The following is a 17,979-nucleotide window of genomic DNA, read 5'->3' on the forward strand; positions in this document are numbered from 1 at the left end:
GTTTCGGCGCCCGTCGCGCGCCAAAAAAGGCTCAAGCGCGCGACAGCCGAAAGTGCGCGCGGTTTCGGCGCCCATCGCGCGCCAAACACGGGGATAGAGCCCGGGAACCGGCTCTATCGGGTCGAATCGTCGAGGGTATTTGGCTAGACTCCCGTCCCGGAGTAACGAATCCCCTCGATGAACAAGCCTGTCCTTCCTCCTCCCGGCGGCCCCGACGACGGCGACCGCATTCTCGACGAGCCGCTGACCGAAGCGCTGTCGCGTCGCTATCTGGCCTACGCCCTGTCGACCATCGGCTCGCGGGCGCTGCCGGACGTGCGCGACGGTCTGAAGCCCGTGCACCGTCGCGTGCTCTACGCGATGAGCAACATGCGCCTGAACCCCGACGCCGCGGCGCGCAAGTGCGCCAAGGTGGTCGGCGAGGTGATGGGTAACTTCCACCCGCACGGCGACCAGTCGATCTACGACGCCCTGGTCCGCCTGGCCCAGGACTTCGCCCAGCGCATCCCGCTGGTCGAGGGGCAGGGGAACTTCGGCAATATCGACGGCGATAACGCGGCGGCCATGCGTTACACCGAATGCAAGATGACGGAGGCGGCGACGCTTCTGCTGGACGGCATCGACGAGGACGCGGTCGACTTCCGGCCCACCTATGATGGCCAGGACGAGGAGCCGGTGGTCCTGCCGTCGGGCTTCCCCAACCTCCTGGCCAACGGCTCGTCCGGCATCGCGGTCGGCATGGCCACCTCGATCCCGCCGCACAACGCCGCCGAGCTTATCGACGCCTGCCAGCTCTTGCTCAGCAATCCCGAGGCGACGACCGAGGAATTGCTGGAGAAGGTTCCGGGACCGGACTTCCCGACCGGCGGCGTCATCGTCGAGCCGCGCGGGTCCCTGCTGGAAACCTATGAGACCGGCCGCGGCGGCGTGCGAATCCGCGCCAAGTGGGAGAAGGAGGACACCGGCCGCGGCACGTACCAGATCGTCGTCACCGAGATCCCCTACCAGGTGAAGAAGTCGGATCTGGTCGAGCAGCTGGCCGACCTGATCGACAGCAAGAAGGCCGCTCTGCTAGGCGACGTCCGCGACGAGAGCGCCGAGGACATTCGTCTCGTCCTGGAGCCCAAGTCCAAGAACGTCGAGCCCGAAGTGCTGATGGAGAGCCTGTTCAAGCTTTCGGCGCTGGAGAGCCGCTTCCCGGTCAATATCAACGTACTGGATGCGCGGGGCACGCCGGGCGTGATGGGCCTGAAGCAGGCTCTGCTGGCCTTCCTGGCCCACCGCCGCGAGGTGCTGACCCGCCGGGCCCGCCACCGGCTGGCCAAGATCGAGGCCCGCCTGCACATCCTGGACGGCCTGCTGATCGCCTATCTCAATCTCGACGAGGTCATCCGGATCGTCCGCTACGAGGACAAGCCGAAGGACAAGCTGATCGAGACCTTCGCCCTGACCGACATCCAGGCCGACGCGATCCTCAATACCCGCCTGCGCCAGCTGGCCAAGCTGGAGGAGATGGAGATCCGCCGCGAGCACGCCGAACTGGTGGAAGAGCGCGACGGCATCCTGGCCATGCTGGCCAGCGACGCCAAGCAGTGGAAGCTGGTCGGCGTGGGCCTGGGCCAGGTCCGCGAGACCCTGCTGAAGATCAAGCACCCGCTGGACAAGCCGCGTCCGACCGGCGTTCCCGGCCGCTCGATCTTCGCCGACGCCCCGGTGGTCGACGCCGACGCCGCCATCGAGGCGATGATCGTCCGCGAGCCGATCACCATCATCCTGTCCGAGCGCGGCTGGATCCGCGCGGCCAAGGGCAAGGTCGACGATCCGTCGGAGCTGAAGTTCAAGGACGGCGACAAGCTGGGCTTCCTGGTCCCGGCCGAGACCACCGACAAGCTGCTGATCTTCTCCAGCGACGGGCGGTTCTTCACCCTGGGCTGCGACAAGCTGCCCAGCGCGCGCGGCCATGGCGAGCCGGTGCGGATGATGATCGAGCTGGACGACAAGGTGAAGATCGTCGACGTCTTCCCGTTCAAGGCCGGCCGCAAGCGCATCCTGGCCTCGAAGGCGGGCTACGGCTTCCTGATGCCGGAGGAGGAGGCTCTCGCCAACCGCAAGGCCGGCAAGCAGGTCCTGACCGTCGATGACAAGGGCGCGGCCTTCTGCATGGAGGCCGTCGGCGACCAGCTGGCGGTGATCGGCGACAACGGCAAGATCCTGATCTTCCCGATCGAGGAACTGCCCGAGATGCCGCGCGGCAAGGGCGTCAAGCTGCAGTCCTATCGCGAGGGCGGGCTGCGCGACGGGCTGTCGTTCAACGCCGAGACTGGGGCGTACTGGATCGACACCGCCGGGCGCCGCCGCGACTGGGCGGAGTGGAAGGAGTGGGTCGGTCGGCGCGCGGGCGCGGGCAAGCTGGCGCCGCGCGGCTTCGCCACCAACAAGCGGTTCAAGCCGAAATGAGGTCGGGGCGGTTGCGTCGCCGGGCGTTGAGCTTCTTGGCCAGCGTGTTCGGCTGCGCGGCCGTCGCCGCGACCCCCGCCTCGGCCCTGCCCAAGGCCCGCCCGGGCGAGGTCGGCTTCAGCGCCGAGCGGCTCAAGCGTCTCGACGATCACATGCAGACGATGGTGGACCGCGGCCAGATCGCCGGCGCGGTGACCCTGCTCGCGCGACACGGCCGCGTCGTCCACGCCAAGGCGTTCGGCCGTCGGGCGCTGCGCGGCGGGCGCATGCCGCTGGACGCCATCTTCCGGATCCGTTCGGAGACCAAGCCGATCACCGGCGTGGCGATGATGATCCTGTACGAGCGGGGTCTGTGGAAGCTGGACGACCCGATCAGCAAATACGTGCCAGAGTTCGCCAACCTGCGGGTCGTGACGGGGCTGGACGCGGAGGGGCAGCCGATCCTGGCGCCGGTCAGCCGGCCGCCGACCATGCGCGAGCTGATGACCCACACGGCCGGCTTCGCCTATGGTCTGGCCGACGATCCCAGGAGCCCGGCGGACCAGGCCTATTACCGCGCGGGCGTGTTGCGGTCGGCCTCGCTGAACGACCTCGTCCAGAAGGTCTCGGACCTGCCGATGTTCGCCGAACCCGGCCAACTGTGGCGCTACAGCGTGGCGGCCGACATCCAGGGCTATATCGTCGAGAAGCTGTCAGGCGAGAGCCTGCCGGTGTTCATGCAGGAACACATCTTCGCGCCGCTCGGCATGCGCGACACCGCCTTCTACGTGCCCGAACAGAAGATCGGCCGGCTGGCGGCGCTCTATGACGCCGATCCGGCGACCGGCAAGCTGATCCCCGCCGTCGAGCCGGCCTGGCGGGACGTGACCCGGCCGCCGGCCGCGCCGCTGGGCGGCGGCGGATTGGTCTCCACGGCGCGCGACTTCGCCCGCTTCGCCCAGATGCTGCTGAACAAGGGCGAACTGCACGGCGCGCGGATCCTCAAGCCAGAGACCGTGGCACTGATGACCCAGAACCACCTGCCAGCCGGCTTCGTGGTGACGACCAACGGCACGGCGGGGGTGCTGAACCCCAGCCAGCGCCCGTTCCCGTTCGCCGCCGGCATGGGCTATGGCCTCGACATGGCGGTGGCGGTCGATCCCGCCGCCTCGGGCGCGCCCGTGGGGCCCGGAACGGTCAGTTGGGGCGGCAGCGCCGGCACCTGGTTCTGGATCGACCCGGTCAACGACCTGTTCTTCGTCGGCATGATCCAGCGCCTGGGCGGGGTGGGGCCGGGCCTCGACGCCCAGTCGCGGACCCTCGTCTACCAGGCCCTTGAGCGGCCTCCGCTCGTTGCGGCTCCGTTGGCGAGATCGCCCGCCAAGATCGCGACGGCCAAGACCGCCTCGACCCGCTGAACGCCACGGAAAAGCTCCCCCCGCCAGGGCGAGGGGAGCTCCGTCACGGCCCGGATGGGCTGAGGATCTAGGCCGCGAACAGGATGTCGGCGGCGGCGTCGGGGCCGCCCGCCGTCAGACCGGTCACGCCGGCCAGCTTGATCAGGCCATCGCCCGCGTCGACGCCGGGCGCGCCGTCCTGGTGGAAGATGTAGGTGTCGCTTTCCCACTCGAAGACCGTGTTGCTGTTGGCCGGGGTCTGACTGGCATAGGCGGCGAGCGCCTGGTCGAAGGTGGCGGCGGCGAAGAAGTTGATCTGCCGCTTGGTTCCCGAACCGGTACCGTCGCCGATGATCTTCAGAAGATCCAAGCCCTTCTGGAAGTCGTCGATCACCGCGACGTCGGCGACCTGGCCCCCGGTCAGATGCAGGCCGGCGAACGAACCCAGATAGATCAGGTCATGGCCGGGGCCGGTCGTCAGCTGGCCGTCCAACTGGGAGATCACGGTGAAGTCGTTGCCCGCGCCCAGATCCACGTGACCGCGCATCGGGCCGGTGTCGATCAGAACGACGTCGTTGCCCGCGCCGGTGAACACGTGGCGGCCCGCGTCGAGGCCCAGGGCGTCGTTGGACCGCAACACGTCATTGCCGTCGCTGGCGAGAACGTGGGTGTCCTGGCCCGGCGCGGCGGCGGCGTCGACATCCCAGTCGTGCGAGAACGGAAGGTTCTCGCTGCCCCGACCTGGCTCACCGGGCAGGCCCGGGTCCAGCGAGCCGCCGGGCGCGCGGTCGCCGCCGCGGCCGTAGTGCGTCAGGAAGCCGGTCGTCGTCGTCACGGCGCCGTCCACGCCGACATCCGCCAGATAGGCGTGCAGAGCCTCGACATAGGGGCCCTTGTTCTCCTGCACGGCGACGGCCATCAGCCAGCCCACCATGGCCGCGCGCGTTCCAAGGCCGAACGACCCGTCGCCGCCGATCTCGGCGAAATAGGCGACCCGGGAATAGGTCCCGCCACGGCCGTCCGGCACCGGCGCGTTGAGGAGGGCCAGGGTGTCGTCCAGCGAGATCTCGACGCCGAACAGCTTCTGATAGGCCTTCTGAAAGGTGTTGATCGGCGAGCCGCTCTCGCCGTAGGCGGCGACGAAGGCGTCGCGCCCCTCGCCGTACTTGGCGAGATTCACCGCGAAATTGATGTACCGGTTGGTCGTGTTGAACTTGGCGTAGTAGTCGCTGTTCAGGTTGTTCGGATTGCTCCCCGTCCTGGCGACGAGATAGTCGAGCCCCGTCGTGCTCAGCGACTGGTCGGTCAGGACTCCGTACGCCATGACCGCCACGTCGGTCGTGGCCTTCACGGTGTCCTGGATCCAGGAGACGGCGCTGGCGTAGGTCCAGCCGTCGCCGATGCGGCCGTTGCGGCCGGCGTCGATGCCCTGGGCCATCAGATTGAGCTGAGCGGCGACGTCGGTTGGCACGGGAGCGTTCGTCGGCAGGCGGCTGACATTGCGATAGATCGCGGTCAGGTTGTCGAGCGTGGGCAAGGGCCGGCCTCCTCGGCGTATTTCGTAATCTATTGTGCAGTAAAAAATATACATGAACGGCGTTCGGGCAACCCGGATCTCCGTGAAATCTATGTAATCTTGGCCGTGGCGGCGGGCGCGGGTCCTTCGGGCGAGAAAAGCGGCTTGCGCGCGGTCAAGCGCGCTCTAAGGTCGCATCAAACATCTGTTTGGGAGGGTGCGTTGGCGTATCGTAGGATGCTCGCCGCCGTGGCGGCGGCGACGCTGCTTATCGGCGGTTCGACCGGGGCGGAGGCTGCCGCGAAGGCGCCGGCGGTCGCGACCGCGTCGCCCGCCAGCGTCGGCTTCTCGGCCGACGGGCTCAAGAAACTCGACGCCCACATGCAGGCGCTGGTCGACACGGGCCATCTGCCCGGCGTGACCACCATGCTGGTGCGCCATGGCAAGGTCGTGAACTTCGAGGTCCACGGCAAGAAGGGCTTCGACGGCCCGCCGATGACCAAGGACACGGTCTTTCGCATCTATTCGCAGAGCAAGCCGGTCACGGGCGTGGCCATGATGATCCTCTACGAAGAGGGCAAGTGGAAGCTGGACGACCCGGTCAGCAAGTTCATCCCCGAGCTCGCCTCGCTACGCGTCTTCAAGGGCGTCAATCCCGACGGCTCGTTCGACACCGTCCCCGCCGACCGGCCGCCGACCATGCGCGAGCTGATGAGCCATTCGGGCGGCTTCGCCTATGGCCTCGTGCCCGACAACCCGATCGACAAGGCCTATGCGCGCGAGGTGCTGACCGCCCGTTCGCAGCAGGCCTTCATCGACAAGGTCGCGGCGCTGCCGCTGGTGGCCCAGCCGGGCACGCGGTGGAAATATAGCGTCTCGGTCGACCTCCAGGGCCTGATCGTCGAGAAACTGTCGGGCATGTCGCTGGGCGACTTCATGCAAAAGCGGATCTTCCAGCCGCTGGGCATGGTCGATACCGGCTTCTGGCTCCCGGCCGACAAGATGGATCGCCTGGCTTCGCTCTATGCCTGGAGCCCCAAGGACCAGAAGCTGGTCCCGGCGAGCGGCTTCATGGTCCTGGACATCACCAAGCCGCCGGTCATGGCCTCGGGCGGCGGTGGGCTGGTCTCGACCAACGCCGACTACGCCCGCTTCGCCCAGATGCTGCTGAACGGCGGCGAGTTGGACGGCCATCGCATCCTGAAGCCCGAGACGGTCAAGCTGATGCGCACCAACGTGCTCAGCGACACGATCATGAACGGCGACGTTCCGCCGTTCAACACGGCCAAGGGCCGAGGCTTCGGCCTCGACTTCGCGGTGGTGCTGGACAGCGCCAAGGCCGGGCCGTGGGGCGAGGGGACCTATAGCTGGGGCGGCGCGGCCGGCACCTGGTTCTGGATCGACCCGAAGAACGACCTCTTCTTTCTGGGCATGATCCACATCCTGAACAAGGAAGGCGACCCGGCGATCAGGGCCATCGACTACGATAGCGCCAAGTTGGTCTACGGCGCGCTGACGGATCCGCAGAAATAAGGTCTCTCCGATTGCCCCGGCGAACGCCGGGGAAGTCAGGCGAAGCGATGCAGGGAGGAGCGCCATGAAGGCCGCCGTCTATTACGAGACCGGGGCGCCGGACGTCTTTCGCTACGAGGACGTTCCCGACCCCATCTGCCATCCCCAGGGCGTGCTGATCCGCGTCGAGGCGGTCAGCATCGAGGGCGGCGACACCCTCAACCGCGGCGGCGGCCAGATGGCCGGCAGTCCGCACATCGTCGGCTACCAGGCCGCGGGCGAGATCATCGAGGTCGGAGCAGAGGTCTCGCACCTGAAGGCCGGTCAGAAGGTCGTCACCGTGAACGCCTTCGGCTCGCACGCCGCGCTGCGCGCCGTGCCGGCCCGCAACGCCTGGCCGATCCCCGAGGGGTTCGACATCCAGAAGGCCTCGGCCATCCCGGTGCCGTTCGGCACGGCGCACGAGTGTCTGTTCGGCGCGGGGCGGCTCAAGGCCGGCGAGACCGTGCTGGTCCAGGCCGGGGCCGGGGCCGTGGGCCTGGCGGCCATCCAGCTGGCCAAGCAGGCCGGCGCGACCGTGCTGGCCTCGGCCTCCAGCGACGAGCGGCTGGAGCGGCTGAAGCCGTTCGGCATGGATCACGGGATCAACTACCGTCGCGACGACCTCGTCGAGCGGGTGATGGCGCTGACCGGCGGCAAGGGCGTCGACCTGGTCGTCGACCCGGTCGGCGGGGCGACGCTGCAAGGCAGCCTCGGGGCCTTGGGCTATCGCGGCCGCGTCTCGCTGGTCGGCAACGCCGGCCGCGAGCCGATGAAGGTCGATGTCAGCTCGCTGATGGGCGGCAACCGCTCGCTGACCGGGGTCTTCCTGGGGGCCGAGATCATGACCGACCGCATCCACGACATGATCCAGGAGATGATCGACCGCGCGGCCAAGGGCGAGTTGGAGGTCGTCATCGACCGGACCTTCCCGCTGTCGGAAGCGGCCGCCGCTCACGCCTATATCGAGAGCCGCCAGGCCGTCGGACGGGTGCTGCTGATCCCTGGAGACCAGGCATGACGAACCGGGTCCTCGCCCACACCGGCGCCAAGTATCCGATCATCCAGGCCCCGATGGGTTGGATCGCCCGCTATCCGCTGGCCTCGGCCGTGTCGCGGGCCGGCGGGCTCGGCATCATCGAGACCTCGTCGGGTGAGACCGAGGCGTGCAAGGCCGAGATCGAGAAGATGGCCGCGACGGGCCTGCCGTTCGGGGTGAACCTGCCGATCCTGTTCCTGCGCGACGAGGCCATGCTGCGCTTCGTCTGCGAGAGCGGCGTCAAGTTCGTGACCACCTCGGCGGGCAGTCCGGCCAAGTTCATCGGCCCGCTGAAGGACGCCGGCATCGTCGTCTATCACGCCGTGCCCACCGTCGACGCGGCGGTCAAGTGCGTCGAGGCCGGCGTCGATGGCCTGGTGGTCGAGGGCGCCGAGGGCGGCGGCTTCAAGAACCCGGAGGAGGTCTCGACCCTGGTCCTGCTGCAGGCGATCCGCGCGCGGGTGGACGTGCCGCTGGTCGCGGCCGGCGGCATCTGCGACGGGCGCGGGATGGCGGCGGCGTTCGCCCTGGGCGCCGAGGCGATCCAGATGGGCACCCGCTTCGTCAGCTCGGCCGAGAGCCCGGTGCACGACAACTACAAGGCCGCCATCACGGGCTCGAAGGAGACCGGCACCTGGGTGCTGAACAAGAAGGCCAGCCCCTGCATCCGCGCGCTCAAGTCCGAGCGCACGCGCGAGATCCACGAGGCGGGCCTGATGCCGCCCGACGCGCTGAAGGGCATTCTCGGCGTCTATTTCGGCGGCGACATGGAGGCCGCCCCGGCGCTCGCCGGCCAGACCGTCGGACTGATCGACGAGGTCAAGTCCGCCAAGGCCATCATCGACGAGACCGTCGCGCAATTCCACCAGATCACCGGGCGCCTGGGCGCCCTGGCCGCCGCTGGCGGCTTCTAGAGGACCAAGATCATGCAGAACCTGTTTTCGCTCGAAGGCCGCGTCGCGGTGGTCACCGGCGGCTCGCGCGGCATCGGCGCGATGATCGTCAAGGGCTTCCTGACCCACGGCTGCAAGCGCGTCTACATCACCGCCCGCAAGGCCGCCGCCTGCGACGCCGCCGCCGAGGCGCTGAGCGAATATGGCGAGTGCGTCTCGCTGCCGGGCGACATCTCGACGATGGAGGGCATCCAGGGGCTCGCCGAGCGGATCAAGGAACGCGAGAGCAAGCTCGACATCCTCGTGAACAACGCCGGCGCGGCCTGGGGCGCGGCCTTCGACGAGTTCCCCGAAAGCGGTTGGGACAAGACCGTCGACCTGAACATGAAGACGCCGTTCTTCTTGACCCAGGCCCTAATCGGCGAGCTGCGCGCGGCGGCCAAGGATCGGGTGGCCAAGGTGATCAACATCGCCTCGATCGACGGCCAGTCGGTCACCCGCGACGAGACCTATCCCTATGGCGCGTCCAAGGCCGGCCTGCTGCACATGACCAAGCGCATGGCCGTGCGTCTGGCCCCGGAGAACATCGCCGTCAGCTGCATCGCGCCCGGCGCCTTCGCCTCGGACATGAACAAGGTCGCCCGCGACCACGCCGACGCGGTGTCCAAGGCCATTCCAGCCGGCCGCATCGGCACGGAAGAGGACATGGCCGGCGCGGCCATCTATCTGGCCTCGCGGGCGGGAGACTATGTGATGGGCGGGGCGGTGACCGTCGACGGCGGGGTCAGCTTCGCGCGATAGGTCGAGTTCACCCGTTTCCCCGGCGAAGGCCGGGGCCCAGATGCAAGAGCGCCCGCATTCCGGACAGGATCGCGGGCGTTTTCGCGTGTGCTTCCCAGCCATACGATCTGGGTCCCGGCATTCGCCGGGAAGATCGGACTAAAGCACCTATCCCAGCCCCTCGATATCCGCCGGCTCGGCGTCGCTGAGCGGCAGGTCGCAGGCATCCTTGACGCCGGCGCGGTCGGTGGGCGGACGGGCGCCGCGCTCGCGGGCCGACATCAGCGACCAGCCGCCGGGCTTGAGGATCTCCAGCGGCGAGAACCGCGCCTTGTAGGCCATCTTCTCGCTGCCCGGCACCCAATAGCCCAGATAGACGTAGGGCAGGCCGCTCTGCTGGGCCTGAACGATGTGGTCCAGGATGATGAACGAGCCCAGGCTGCGGCGATCCTCGGTCGGGTTGTAGAAGCTGTAGACCAGCGACAGACCATCGGCGAGCACGTCGACCAGTACGCAGGCGATCAGATCGCCCGGGCCCCGATCCTGCGACCTGCGGCGATATTCAATGAGGTGCGTGCGGACCGCCGTGTCCTCGACCATGGCCACGTAGTCCGGCCAGGTCATCTCGGCCATGCCGCCGTCGGCGTGGCGGGCCAGGAGGTAGCGGCGCAGCAGTTCGAACTGTTCCAGCGTCGCCTCGGCCTCGACCAGGTGGCGCTCGAGATCGCCGTTGCGGTTCAGGACCTTCCGCTCGGAGCGCGAAAGCACATAGTCGATGGCCGGGGCGCGGGCCGACTGGCAGGCGCGACAGGTCTCGCAGGCCGGGCGATAGGCGATGTTCTGCGAGCGACGGAAGCCGACCTGGGTCAGGCTGTCATTGACCGTCGGGCCGTCGGACAACGGCAGGTGGGCGAAGACCTTCCGCTCCTCGCGGCCGGGCAGGTACGGGCAAGGCGTGGGCGCCGTCAGGAAGAACCGAAGCTGTCGCGTCGGAAAATGCTGCGTCACTTTAGGCCCTGTCCCCTTCAGTCTGTTTCGCCGCCCGTAAGGGGATTAGGGGCCATCACGTTCGGTTGCGCAAGCTTCACGACGCGCTCGCGCGGCGAACGGTCACAGGCCGTCCGGCAGAACCGGCTTTTCCCTCAGCAGCACGATCGAGATGCGTCGGTTGCCCGCCAGAGTCGGGTCGTCGGCGTAGAGCGGTTCGGAATTGGCCTTGCCGGAGACCTGATAGACCCGATCGTCCGAGACGCCGAACCCGCGCAACACCTGACGCGAGGCGTCGGCGCGCTCGGCCGACAGCGCCCAGTCGCCGTCCTGCTTCTTGCCATAGGCGTTGGCGCTGGTGTGGCCCGAGATCGTCACGCGGTTGGGCAACTGGTTGATCACCTTGGCCACGGCGCGCAGCAGGACCTTGGCCCGGTCATTGGGGACCTTGGAGTTCTCCTGGAACATCGCCCGGCCTTCCTGGTCGACCAGTTGGATGCGCAGGCCCTCGGGGGTCTGGTCGATCAGGATCTGTTTCGACAACTCGGCCAGTTCCGGCATGTCCTGCAGCGACTGGCGCAGCGACTGGGCGGCCGAGGCGAAGGCATCCTGCTCCTTCTTGGCCAGGGCGTCGCGCAGGGCCTGCTCGCTGGCCGAGTCGAGATTGGCCGAGGTGCTGCTCTGGCCGTCCTTGCTGACATTGTCCGGCGCTTCGGGAGCCATCTGCTGGATGACCGACATCTTGCCGTCGGCCTTGGCGCCGTCGTCGCCCAGCGACGTGCCGCCCAGGATGCCGCCCGAACCGCTGGTGGTCGACGAGATCGAGGCCGGGGCGAAATAGTCGGCGATGCCCTGCTTCTGCTCGGGGCTGGTCGTGTTCAGCAGCCACATCAGCAGGAAGAACGCCATCATCGCCGTCACGAAGTCGGCATAGGCCACCTTCCAGGCGCCGCCATGGTGCCCATGGCCGCCGCCCTTCTTGATCTTCTTGATGATGATCGGCTGTTCGCTGTTGACCGCCATCGTGCTTAAGCCTGCTTAACCTTAAGCCCGCAACCTGCGCGAAGGTCGTTAAGATGGGGTTGCCGAGGGCCGCTTCCGGCGCTTAATGCCGGCCTCTTGAATCAGGGAGCAGCGGCATGAAGACGGCGTTTATCGGCCTGGGCGTGATGGGCTTTCCGATGGCCGGGCACCTGAAGGCCGCCGGCCACGACGTCGCCGTCTACAATCGCTCGCCGGAAAAGGCGCGCCGCTGGGCCGACAAGCATGGCGGGACGGCGTTCGAGACGATCGCCGAGGCCGTGGCGGGCGCCGAGGTCGTGCTGCTGTGCGTGGGCAATGACGACGACGTGCGCGACGTCGTGGCGCGGGCGCTGCCGGCGCTGAGCGAAGGCGCGGTGATCGTCGACCACACCACCACCTCGGCCACCGTGGCCCGCGAGATGGCGGCGCTGCTGGCCCAGAGCGGCAGGGCCTTCGTCGACGCCCCGGTCTCGGGCGGCCAGGCCGGCGCCGAGAACGGCCAGCTGACAATCATGGCCGGCGGCGATCAGGCGGCCTACGACCGCGTGCTGCCGGTGATCGAGGTCTACGCCAAGGCCGTCCGCCGGATGGGCGAGGTCGGCGCGGGCCAGCTGACCAAGATGTGCAACCAGATCGCCATCGCCGGCGTCGTGCAGGGCGTGGCCGAGGCGCTGCACTTCGCCAAGCGCGCCGGCCTGCCGACCGACGACGTGCTGGCCGCGATCTCGAAGGGCTCGGCCCAGTCCTGGCAGATGGAGAACCGCTGGGCGACGATGGCGCAGGGCAAGTTCGACTTTGGCTTCGCGGTCGACTGGATGCGCAAGGACCTCGGCATCGCCCTGGACGAGGCCAGCCGCAATGGCGCCAAGCTGCAGAGCACGGCCCTGATCGACCAGTTCTACGCCGAGGTCCAGGCGATGGGCGGGAATCGCTGGGATACGTCCAGCCTGGTGGCGCGGCTGGAGAAGTAATCACCATTATCCGACTATCCCCGCGAAAGCGGGGATCCAAGCGGTGGTGTGTCTTGCTACGCGAAGGGCGCGAAAGCTCTGAACGTCAGCTTGGGTCCCCGCTTTCGCGGGGATGATCGGAGAACAGGCGCGCTAGCTCCCCCGCGTCCCAAGCCGGATCCCTCGGCGCGACCAGGATCGGCGCCTGGCGCTCGAAGGCGCGCAGCATCTCCACCGTCTGGTCGAGGTCCGGCGCGTCGAGGCTCTCGCTGACCACGACCGCCGCCACGGTCAAGCCGCGCGCGCGGAGCACCGCCAGCGCCGTCAGCAGGTGGCTGGCCGTGCCCAGATAGCTGCCGGCGACCAGCAGGACGGGCAGGCCCAGCGCCGCCATCAGGTCGAGGTTGGTCGCCTCGTCGGTCATCGGCGACATGACGCCGCCGGCGCCTTCGACAAGCGCGAGATCGGCGTCGCTCTCAGCGAGCCAGGCCCGGCAGTCGGCGATGAGATCGTTCATGACCAGGGTGTCGCCTTCCAGCCGCGCGGCCAGGTGCGGAGCCAGCGGCGCGCGGTAGCGGCGGGGCGAGATCGACTCCCAAGCCTCGGGACGCCCCATCGCGGCGGCCAGGCGCGCCGGATCGCTTGTCTCGGGCGCGTCGGGATCGAGGCCGCTGACCACCGGCTTGAAGGCGTCGACGCTCAGGCCGCGCGCGCGGGCGGCGCGGAGCAGGGCGCAGGCGACGTGGGTCTTGCCCAGGTCGGTGCCGGTTCCGGCGACGAACAGAGCTTTCATGCGGCTTGCCTCCGCAGCGCGGCGACGGCGTCGGCCAGGCGAGTGACGTCGGCGTCGTCATGGGCGGCGGTGAAGGCCACGCGCAGCCGGGCCGTCCCCTCGGGCACGGTCGGCGGACGGATGGCGACGACCAGGAACCCCAGCGCCTCCAGAGCGGTCGAGGCGGCGAGGGCGGCGTCGGCGCTTCCCAGGATCACCGGGACGATCGGGCTGGTCGCGTCGGGCAGGCCGAGGCGTCGCGTGAACAGCCGCGCCTTGGCCAGCGGCGCGGCGGTCAGGCCGGGCTCGGCGGCGATGACGTCGAGCGCCGCCAGCGCCGCCGCCGCCGAGGCCGGCGGCAGGCCGGTGGCGTAGACCAGGGTGCGGGCGCGGGTCTTCAGGAGGTCGATCACCGCCCGCGAGCCGCAGACATAGCCGCCGTAAGAGCCCAGCGCCTTTGAGAGGGTGCCCATCTGCAGGGGGATGTCCGCGTCCGGAAACAGCGCCCCCGAACCGCGGCCCTCGGCCAGCACGCCCACGCCGTGGGCGTCGTCGCTGAGCAGCCAGGCGTCGTGACGCTGGCAAAGCGCCGACAGCCGGTCCAGAGGCGCGATGTCGCCGTCCATCGAGAAGACGCCGTCGGTGGCGACCAGGGCGTGGCGGGCCGAAGGGCGCTCGGCCTCGATCAGCCGCGCCAGGTCCTCGACGTCGTTGTGGGCGAACTTGACGACCCTGGCCCCGGAGAGCTGGGCGCCGGCCCAGAGACACGCATGGGCCAGGGCGTCGATGAAGATCACGTCGCCGGCCCCGACGAGGGTGGGGATCGTCCCCGCATTGGCCAGATAGCCCGAGCCGAACACGCAGGCCGCCTCGGTCCCCTTGAGGCGCGCCAGTCGCTTTTCGAGATCGCCCAGCAGCGGGTGATCGCCGGTGACCAGGCGCGAGGCCGCCGCGCCCGCGCCGTAGTTCAGCGCCGCCTCGGCCGCCGCCGCGCGGACGGCGGGATGGTGCGACAGGCCCAGATAGTCGTTGCACGAGAAGGAAATCAGCCGTCGGCCCTCGCGCTCGACCACGGCGCCGTCGTGGCGGCGGGTCGGCTTCAGCCGCCGCCGCAGGCGCTTGGCCTCCAGGGCCGCCAGCTTGTCGCCGGCGAAGGCGTCGAGGCTGCGCATGTCGTTTCCCGTTTGCCGTGGCTGGAGCGCGGGAATAGGCAAGGCGCCCCGAGTCCGCAAACGGAAAGCGCCGTCATGACCGATCCCGATTGGCTCTCCGCTGGCGCGGCCCATGTCTGGCGCCCGTACTGCCAGATGAAGACCGCGCCGCCGCCCTTGCCGGTGGTCGCCACGCGCGGGTCGCGGCTGGTGCTGAGCGATGGCCGGGAACTGGTCGACGGCCTGGCCTCGTGGTGGACGGCCTGCCATGGCTACAACCATCCCCACATCGCAGAGGCGCTGCGGGCCCAGCTCGACCGCATGCCGCACGTTATGTTCGGCGGCTTGGCGCACGAGCCGGCCTATCGCTTGGCGGCGCGGCTGGCCAAGCTGCTGCCCGGCGATCTCGATCATGTCTTCTTCGCCGAGAGCGGTTCGGTCTCGGTGGAGATCGCCATGAAGATGGCGCTGCAGTTCCACATCAATCGTGGCGTCAAGGGCCGTACGAAGTTCCTGGCCTTCCGGGGCGGCTATCACGGCGACACCCTGGCGACGATGACGGTCTGCGATCCGGAGGAGGGCATGCACAGCCTGTTCGCCGGGGTCATGCCCAGCCAGGTGATCGCGGATCTACCGCGTGACGCGGACAGCGAGGCGGCGCTCGACGCGTTGCTGGCCGCGCGCGCTTCCGAGATCGCCGCCATCCTCGTCGAGCCCCTGGTCCAGGGCGCGGGCGGCATGTTGTTTCACCCGCCCGAGGTGCTTCGGACCTTGCGCCGTCTCGCCGACAAGCACGGCGTGCTGCTGATCTTCGACGAGATCTTCACGGGCTTCGGGCGCACCGGGACGCTGCTTGCCATGCAGGCGGCGGGGATCGAGCCGGACATCGTCACCCTCTCCAAGGCCCTGACCGGCGGGACGCTGCCGCTGTCGGCGGCGGTGGCCTCCAAGCGCGTGTTCGAGGCCTTCTGGTCGGACGATGCGGACGCGGCCTTGATGCACGGCCCGACCTATATGGCCAACCCGCTGGCCTGCGCGGCGGCCAACGCCTCGCTGGATCTGTTCGAGGACGGAAGCTGGTCGGCGAATGTCGCCCGCGTGTCGGCGGCGCTGGCCGAAGGGCTTGAGCCGTGCCGCGCGGGCAGGGGCGTGGTCGACGTGCGGACCCTCGGCGCGATTGGCGTGGTGGAGTTCGAGGCGCCGGTCGCCGTTGGCGCGCTCTGCGCCGCCTTCGCCGCGCTGGGCGTGTGGATCCGCCCGATGGGCAAGGTGGTCTATCTGACGCCGGCCTTCACGACGCCGGACGCGGACCTCGAGCGCCTGACCGCGGCGGTCCGCCGCGTCACTGGGGTCGGTTGACCCCGGCGGGCGGGAATGGTCCAAGCACGGCCATGTCCGCCAAGTCGTCTCCGCTCACGGGCCTGGAATATCTCGCCATCCTGGCGATCATCCTGACCTGGGGGATCAACAACGCCGCCGCCAAGGTGGCGACGCACTACCTGCCGCCGATGCTGATGGGGGGCTTGCGGTTCCTGGTCGCCCTGGCGTTCCTGTTTCCGTTCATCCGGCCGCCGTTTCCCGAGCCGCGCAAGGTGCTGGCGATCGTCCTGCTGACCGGACCCATCCATTTCGGGATCATCTATATCGCCTTCAGCATGGCCAAGGGGCTCAGTCCGCTGGTCGTGGCCAGCCAGCTATGGATCCCCTTCACCGCCATCGTCGCCTGGCGGATGCTGGGCGAGGATATGCGCCCGCCCGCCGTCATCGGCCTGGTGGTCGCCTTCCTGGGTGTTGCCTGGATGAGCCTCGATCCTCATGGCGCGGGGGACTTGCCGGCCATCCTGCTGATCGTCGTCGCCTGCGCGTGCTGGGCGGTGGCGACCGTGCTGGTGCGCAAGACGCCGGGCGTGAAGCCGCTCAAGATGCAGGGGATGACCGCCCTGGTCGCCGCGCCCGCGTTGCTGGCCCTGTCCCTCGTCTTCGAGACCGGACAGCTCGATCGGATCAAGGCCGCGCCGCCGATCGCCTGGGCGGCGGTGCTGTTCGCGGCGATCGTGTCGACGGTCGGCGCCAGCGCCCTGCTGTTCTGGCTGGTTCAGCGCCGCGAGCCCGGGCGGGTGACGCCGTACTTCCTGCTGACGCCGCTGGTCTCCTGTACGATCGGTGTTCTGTTCCTGGGCGACAGGCTGACGCCCCAGCTGCTGATCGGCGGCGGCGCGACCATGGTCGGCGTCGCCCTCGTCGCGATGACCGAGAAGCGGTTGAAGCCGGAAGAGGCGCTCGCCGAGGCTGCCTAGCCCTTCGGCGGCGGGCAGCGGTCGGCGGTCTCCCGACGGAGCAGGGCGGCCGTCGCCGGGACCTGTCCCTGGCCCTCGTCGTCGCCATAGGCGCCCGTGGTCAGCTGGCCCGTCACGGCGATCGTCTCGCCGGGGCGCGGGCGAACGAGAAAGAGGCCCGCCAGGTCGGACAGGTTGTCGATGCTCAGGAACCCCGCGCCGACCGTCGCGTGCCCCGTCAACATCGTCTCGCCGCCGCCGGCGCCGGTGACATTGATCGTCCAGCCCGCCGGCACGTGACAGACCGCCAGCACGTCGAGACCCGTGGCGCGCAGATCGAAGGCCTGCAAATTCTGGTTCCGGTTCGCCGGCGTCCAGGCCAGCGAGACGAGCTCCGCGGCGGCCGGCGGCGCGGTCGATGGCGAGGCGGCGGCCGCGGGCGGCGGCGAACCGGCATCGCGCTTGTCGCCCTTGGGGTGACAGGCGGCCGTCGCGATCAGCAGAACAGCGATGAGCGACAGCCGCCAGACGCGCATGAGAAATCCCGCCAAGAAACCAACTTGGCGGGAAGCTAGCGCTCTACTTGATCACGCCGCAAGCCGCGCGGGCGCCGGCCCCGCCGATCGGCTGGCTCATGTGATCGTCGGCGTTGGCGTGAACGACGATGGCCGAGCCGTCCGCGTCCAGCAGGGCGGGGCGGCCGCCGGCGCCCTTCAGCGACACCAGGGGCGAATAGACCTCGGCCGTCGCCGAGCCGTCGGCGTTGGCGAAGATGTTCGGCAGGTCGCCGCTGTCGTTCGAGGCCGGGTTCAGCAGGCCGTGGACCGTGGTCGCGGCGGTGTGGACGTGGGCGCCGGCCGACTTGAAGTCCGGCGCGCCGCAGTCGCCCTTCTCGTGGAAGTGCGCCGCGTGCCAGCCCGGCGTCAGGCCCTTCAGCTCCAGCTTCAGCAGCACGCCATGCGGCGCCTCGGTCAGGGTGACCAAGCCCAGGTCCTTGCCGTCGGCGCCCTTGACCTGGGCCGTCGCGGTGGTCTGGGCGAGGGTCGGCGAGGCCGCGATCAGGGCGGCGATGGTCACGACGGCCGCGACGGTGAGCTTGCGCATACGCTTTTTCCTTCTGGATGAACCGGAGGATGGGGACGAAACGGCCGGAAAGGTGGCGCCTCCGGCATCCAAATGCTAACAGTTTCCGGCAGTTCCGTGTCCGA

General features: G+C 69.1%; 16 protein-coding genes. 9 read left to right on the top strand and 7 right to left on the bottom strand.

The window, feature by feature from the left end:
• The first annotated feature begins 177 nt into the window (after nt 1-177).
• Together parC and Q0V34_RS04155 are read left to right on the top strand one after the other, a co-directional pair.
• Nucleotides 178-2,457 (top strand): DNA topoisomerase IV subunit A, encoded by a 2,280-nt coding sequence (gene parC / locus Q0V34_RS04150; protein WP_297508142.1) that lies wholly within the window; start codon nt 178-180, stop codon nt 2,455-2,457.
• Nucleotides 2,454-3,854: a serine hydrolase gene (locus Q0V34_RS04155; RefSeq protein WP_297508145.1), complete on the top strand. Its 1,401-nt coding sequence runs from the start codon at nt 2,454-2,456 to the stop codon at nt 3,852-3,854. Before parC ends, Q0V34_RS04155 begins: the two co-directional genes overlap by 4 nt.
• A gap of 67 nt (nt 3,855-3,921) precedes the next feature.
• On the opposite strand, the gene Q0V34_RS04160 is transcribed toward Q0V34_RS04155, so the two are convergent.
• Nucleotides 3,922-5,370, bottom strand: coding sequence for a hypothetical protein (locus Q0V34_RS04160; RefSeq protein ID WP_297508149.1), 1,449 nt, complete (start codon nt 5,368-5,370; stop codon nt 3,922-3,924).
• A gap of 201 nt (nt 5,371-5,571) precedes the next feature.
• Here Q0V34_RS04160 and Q0V34_RS04165 point away from each other — a divergent pair, with 201 nt between their 5' ends.
• The 4 genes from Q0V34_RS04165 to Q0V34_RS04180 all read left to right on the top strand — a co-directional run bounded on the left by Q0V34_RS04165 (nt 5,572) and on the right by Q0V34_RS04180 (nt 9,633).
• Entirely contained in the window at nt 5,572-6,882 is a 1,311-nt protein-coding gene (locus tag Q0V34_RS04165; protein WP_297508152.1) for a serine hydrolase, read from the top strand.
• Nucleotides 6,883-6,946: 64 nt separating this feature from the next.
• Nucleotides 6,947-7,921: a zinc-binding alcohol dehydrogenase family protein gene (locus Q0V34_RS04170; protein WP_297508156.1), complete on the top strand. Its 975-nt coding sequence runs from the start codon at nt 6,947-6,949 to the stop codon at nt 7,919-7,921.
• Nucleotides 7,918-8,853, top strand: coding sequence for a nitronate monooxygenase family protein (locus tag Q0V34_RS04175; RefSeq protein WP_297508158.1), 936 nt, complete (start codon nt 7,918-7,920; stop codon nt 8,851-8,853). Before Q0V34_RS04170 ends, Q0V34_RS04175 begins: the two co-directional genes overlap by 4 nt.
• 12 nt (nt 8,854-8,865) lie before the next feature.
• Nucleotides 8,866-9,633, top strand: a complete 768-nt coding sequence (locus tag Q0V34_RS04180; RefSeq protein ID WP_297508161.1) for an SDR family NAD(P)-dependent oxidoreductase — start codon at nt 8,866-8,868, stop codon at nt 9,631-9,633.
• Between the two features lie 147 nt (nt 9,634-9,780).
• Here the strand turns inward: Q0V34_RS04180 and Q0V34_RS04185 are convergent, their stop codons facing one another.
• Entirely contained in the window at nt 9,781-10,620 is an 840-nt protein-coding gene (locus Q0V34_RS04185) for an arginyltransferase (RefSeq protein WP_297508165.1), read from the bottom strand.
• A gap of 102 nt (nt 10,621-10,722) precedes the next feature.
• The gene (locus tag Q0V34_RS04190; protein WP_297508168.1) at nt 10,723-11,622 is read right to left on the bottom strand and encodes a flagellar motor protein MotB; all 900 of its coding nucleotides are present in this window, start codon (nt 11,620-11,622) and stop codon (nt 10,723-10,725) included.
• A gap of 116 nt (nt 11,623-11,738) precedes the next feature.
• On the opposite strand from Q0V34_RS04190, the gene Q0V34_RS04195 reads away from it, so the two are divergent.
• The gene (locus Q0V34_RS04195) at nt 11,739-12,593 is read left to right on the top strand and encodes an NAD(P)-dependent oxidoreductase (RefSeq protein WP_297508171.1); all 855 of its coding nucleotides are present in this window, start codon (nt 11,739-11,741) and stop codon (nt 12,591-12,593) included.
• Between the two features lie 85 nt (nt 12,594-12,678).
• On the opposite strand, the gene bioD is transcribed toward Q0V34_RS04195, so the two are convergent.
• Entirely contained in the window at nt 12,679-13,365 is a 687-nt protein-coding gene (gene bioD, locus Q0V34_RS04200; protein ID WP_297508174.1) for a dethiobiotin synthase, read from the bottom strand.
• Entirely contained in the window at nt 13,362-14,516 is a 1,155-nt protein-coding gene (bioF, locus tag Q0V34_RS04205; RefSeq protein WP_297508178.1) for an 8-amino-7-oxononanoate synthase, read from the bottom strand. Before bioF ends, bioD begins: the two co-directional genes overlap by 4 nt.
• 75 nt (nt 14,517-14,591) lie before the next feature.
• Here bioF and Q0V34_RS04210 point away from each other — a divergent pair, with 75 nt between their 5' ends.
• Both Q0V34_RS04210 and Q0V34_RS04215 read left to right on the top strand, forming a co-directional pair.
• Entirely contained in the window at nt 14,592-15,854 is a 1,263-nt protein-coding gene (locus Q0V34_RS04210; protein WP_297508181.1) for an adenosylmethionine--8-amino-7-oxononanoate transaminase, read from the top strand.
• Nucleotides 15,851-16,792: an EamA family transporter gene (locus Q0V34_RS04215; RefSeq protein ID WP_297508182.1), complete on the top strand. Its 942-nt coding sequence runs from the start codon at nt 15,851-15,853 to the stop codon at nt 16,790-16,792. Before Q0V34_RS04210 ends, Q0V34_RS04215 begins: the two co-directional genes overlap by 4 nt.
• Here the strand turns inward: Q0V34_RS04215 and Q0V34_RS04220 are convergent.
• Both Q0V34_RS04220 and Q0V34_RS04225 read right to left on the bottom strand, forming a co-directional pair.
• Nucleotides 16,789-17,307: a hypothetical protein gene (locus tag Q0V34_RS04220; protein WP_297508185.1), complete on the bottom strand. Its 519-nt coding sequence runs from the start codon at nt 17,305-17,307 to the stop codon at nt 16,789-16,791. The genes Q0V34_RS04215 and Q0V34_RS04220 overlap by 4 nt on opposite strands.
• A 43-nt stretch (nt 17,308-17,350) precedes the next feature.
• Nucleotides 17,351-17,875: a superoxide dismutase family protein gene (locus Q0V34_RS04225; RefSeq protein ID WP_297508188.1), complete on the bottom strand. Its 525-nt coding sequence runs from the start codon at nt 17,873-17,875 to the stop codon at nt 17,351-17,353.
• Nucleotides 17,876-17,979: the final 104 nt, after the last annotated feature.

It is taken from the genome of uncultured Caulobacter sp. (assembly GCF_947036865.1).
GTDB lineage: Bacteria > Pseudomonadota > Alphaproteobacteria > Caulobacterales > Caulobacteraceae > Caulobacter.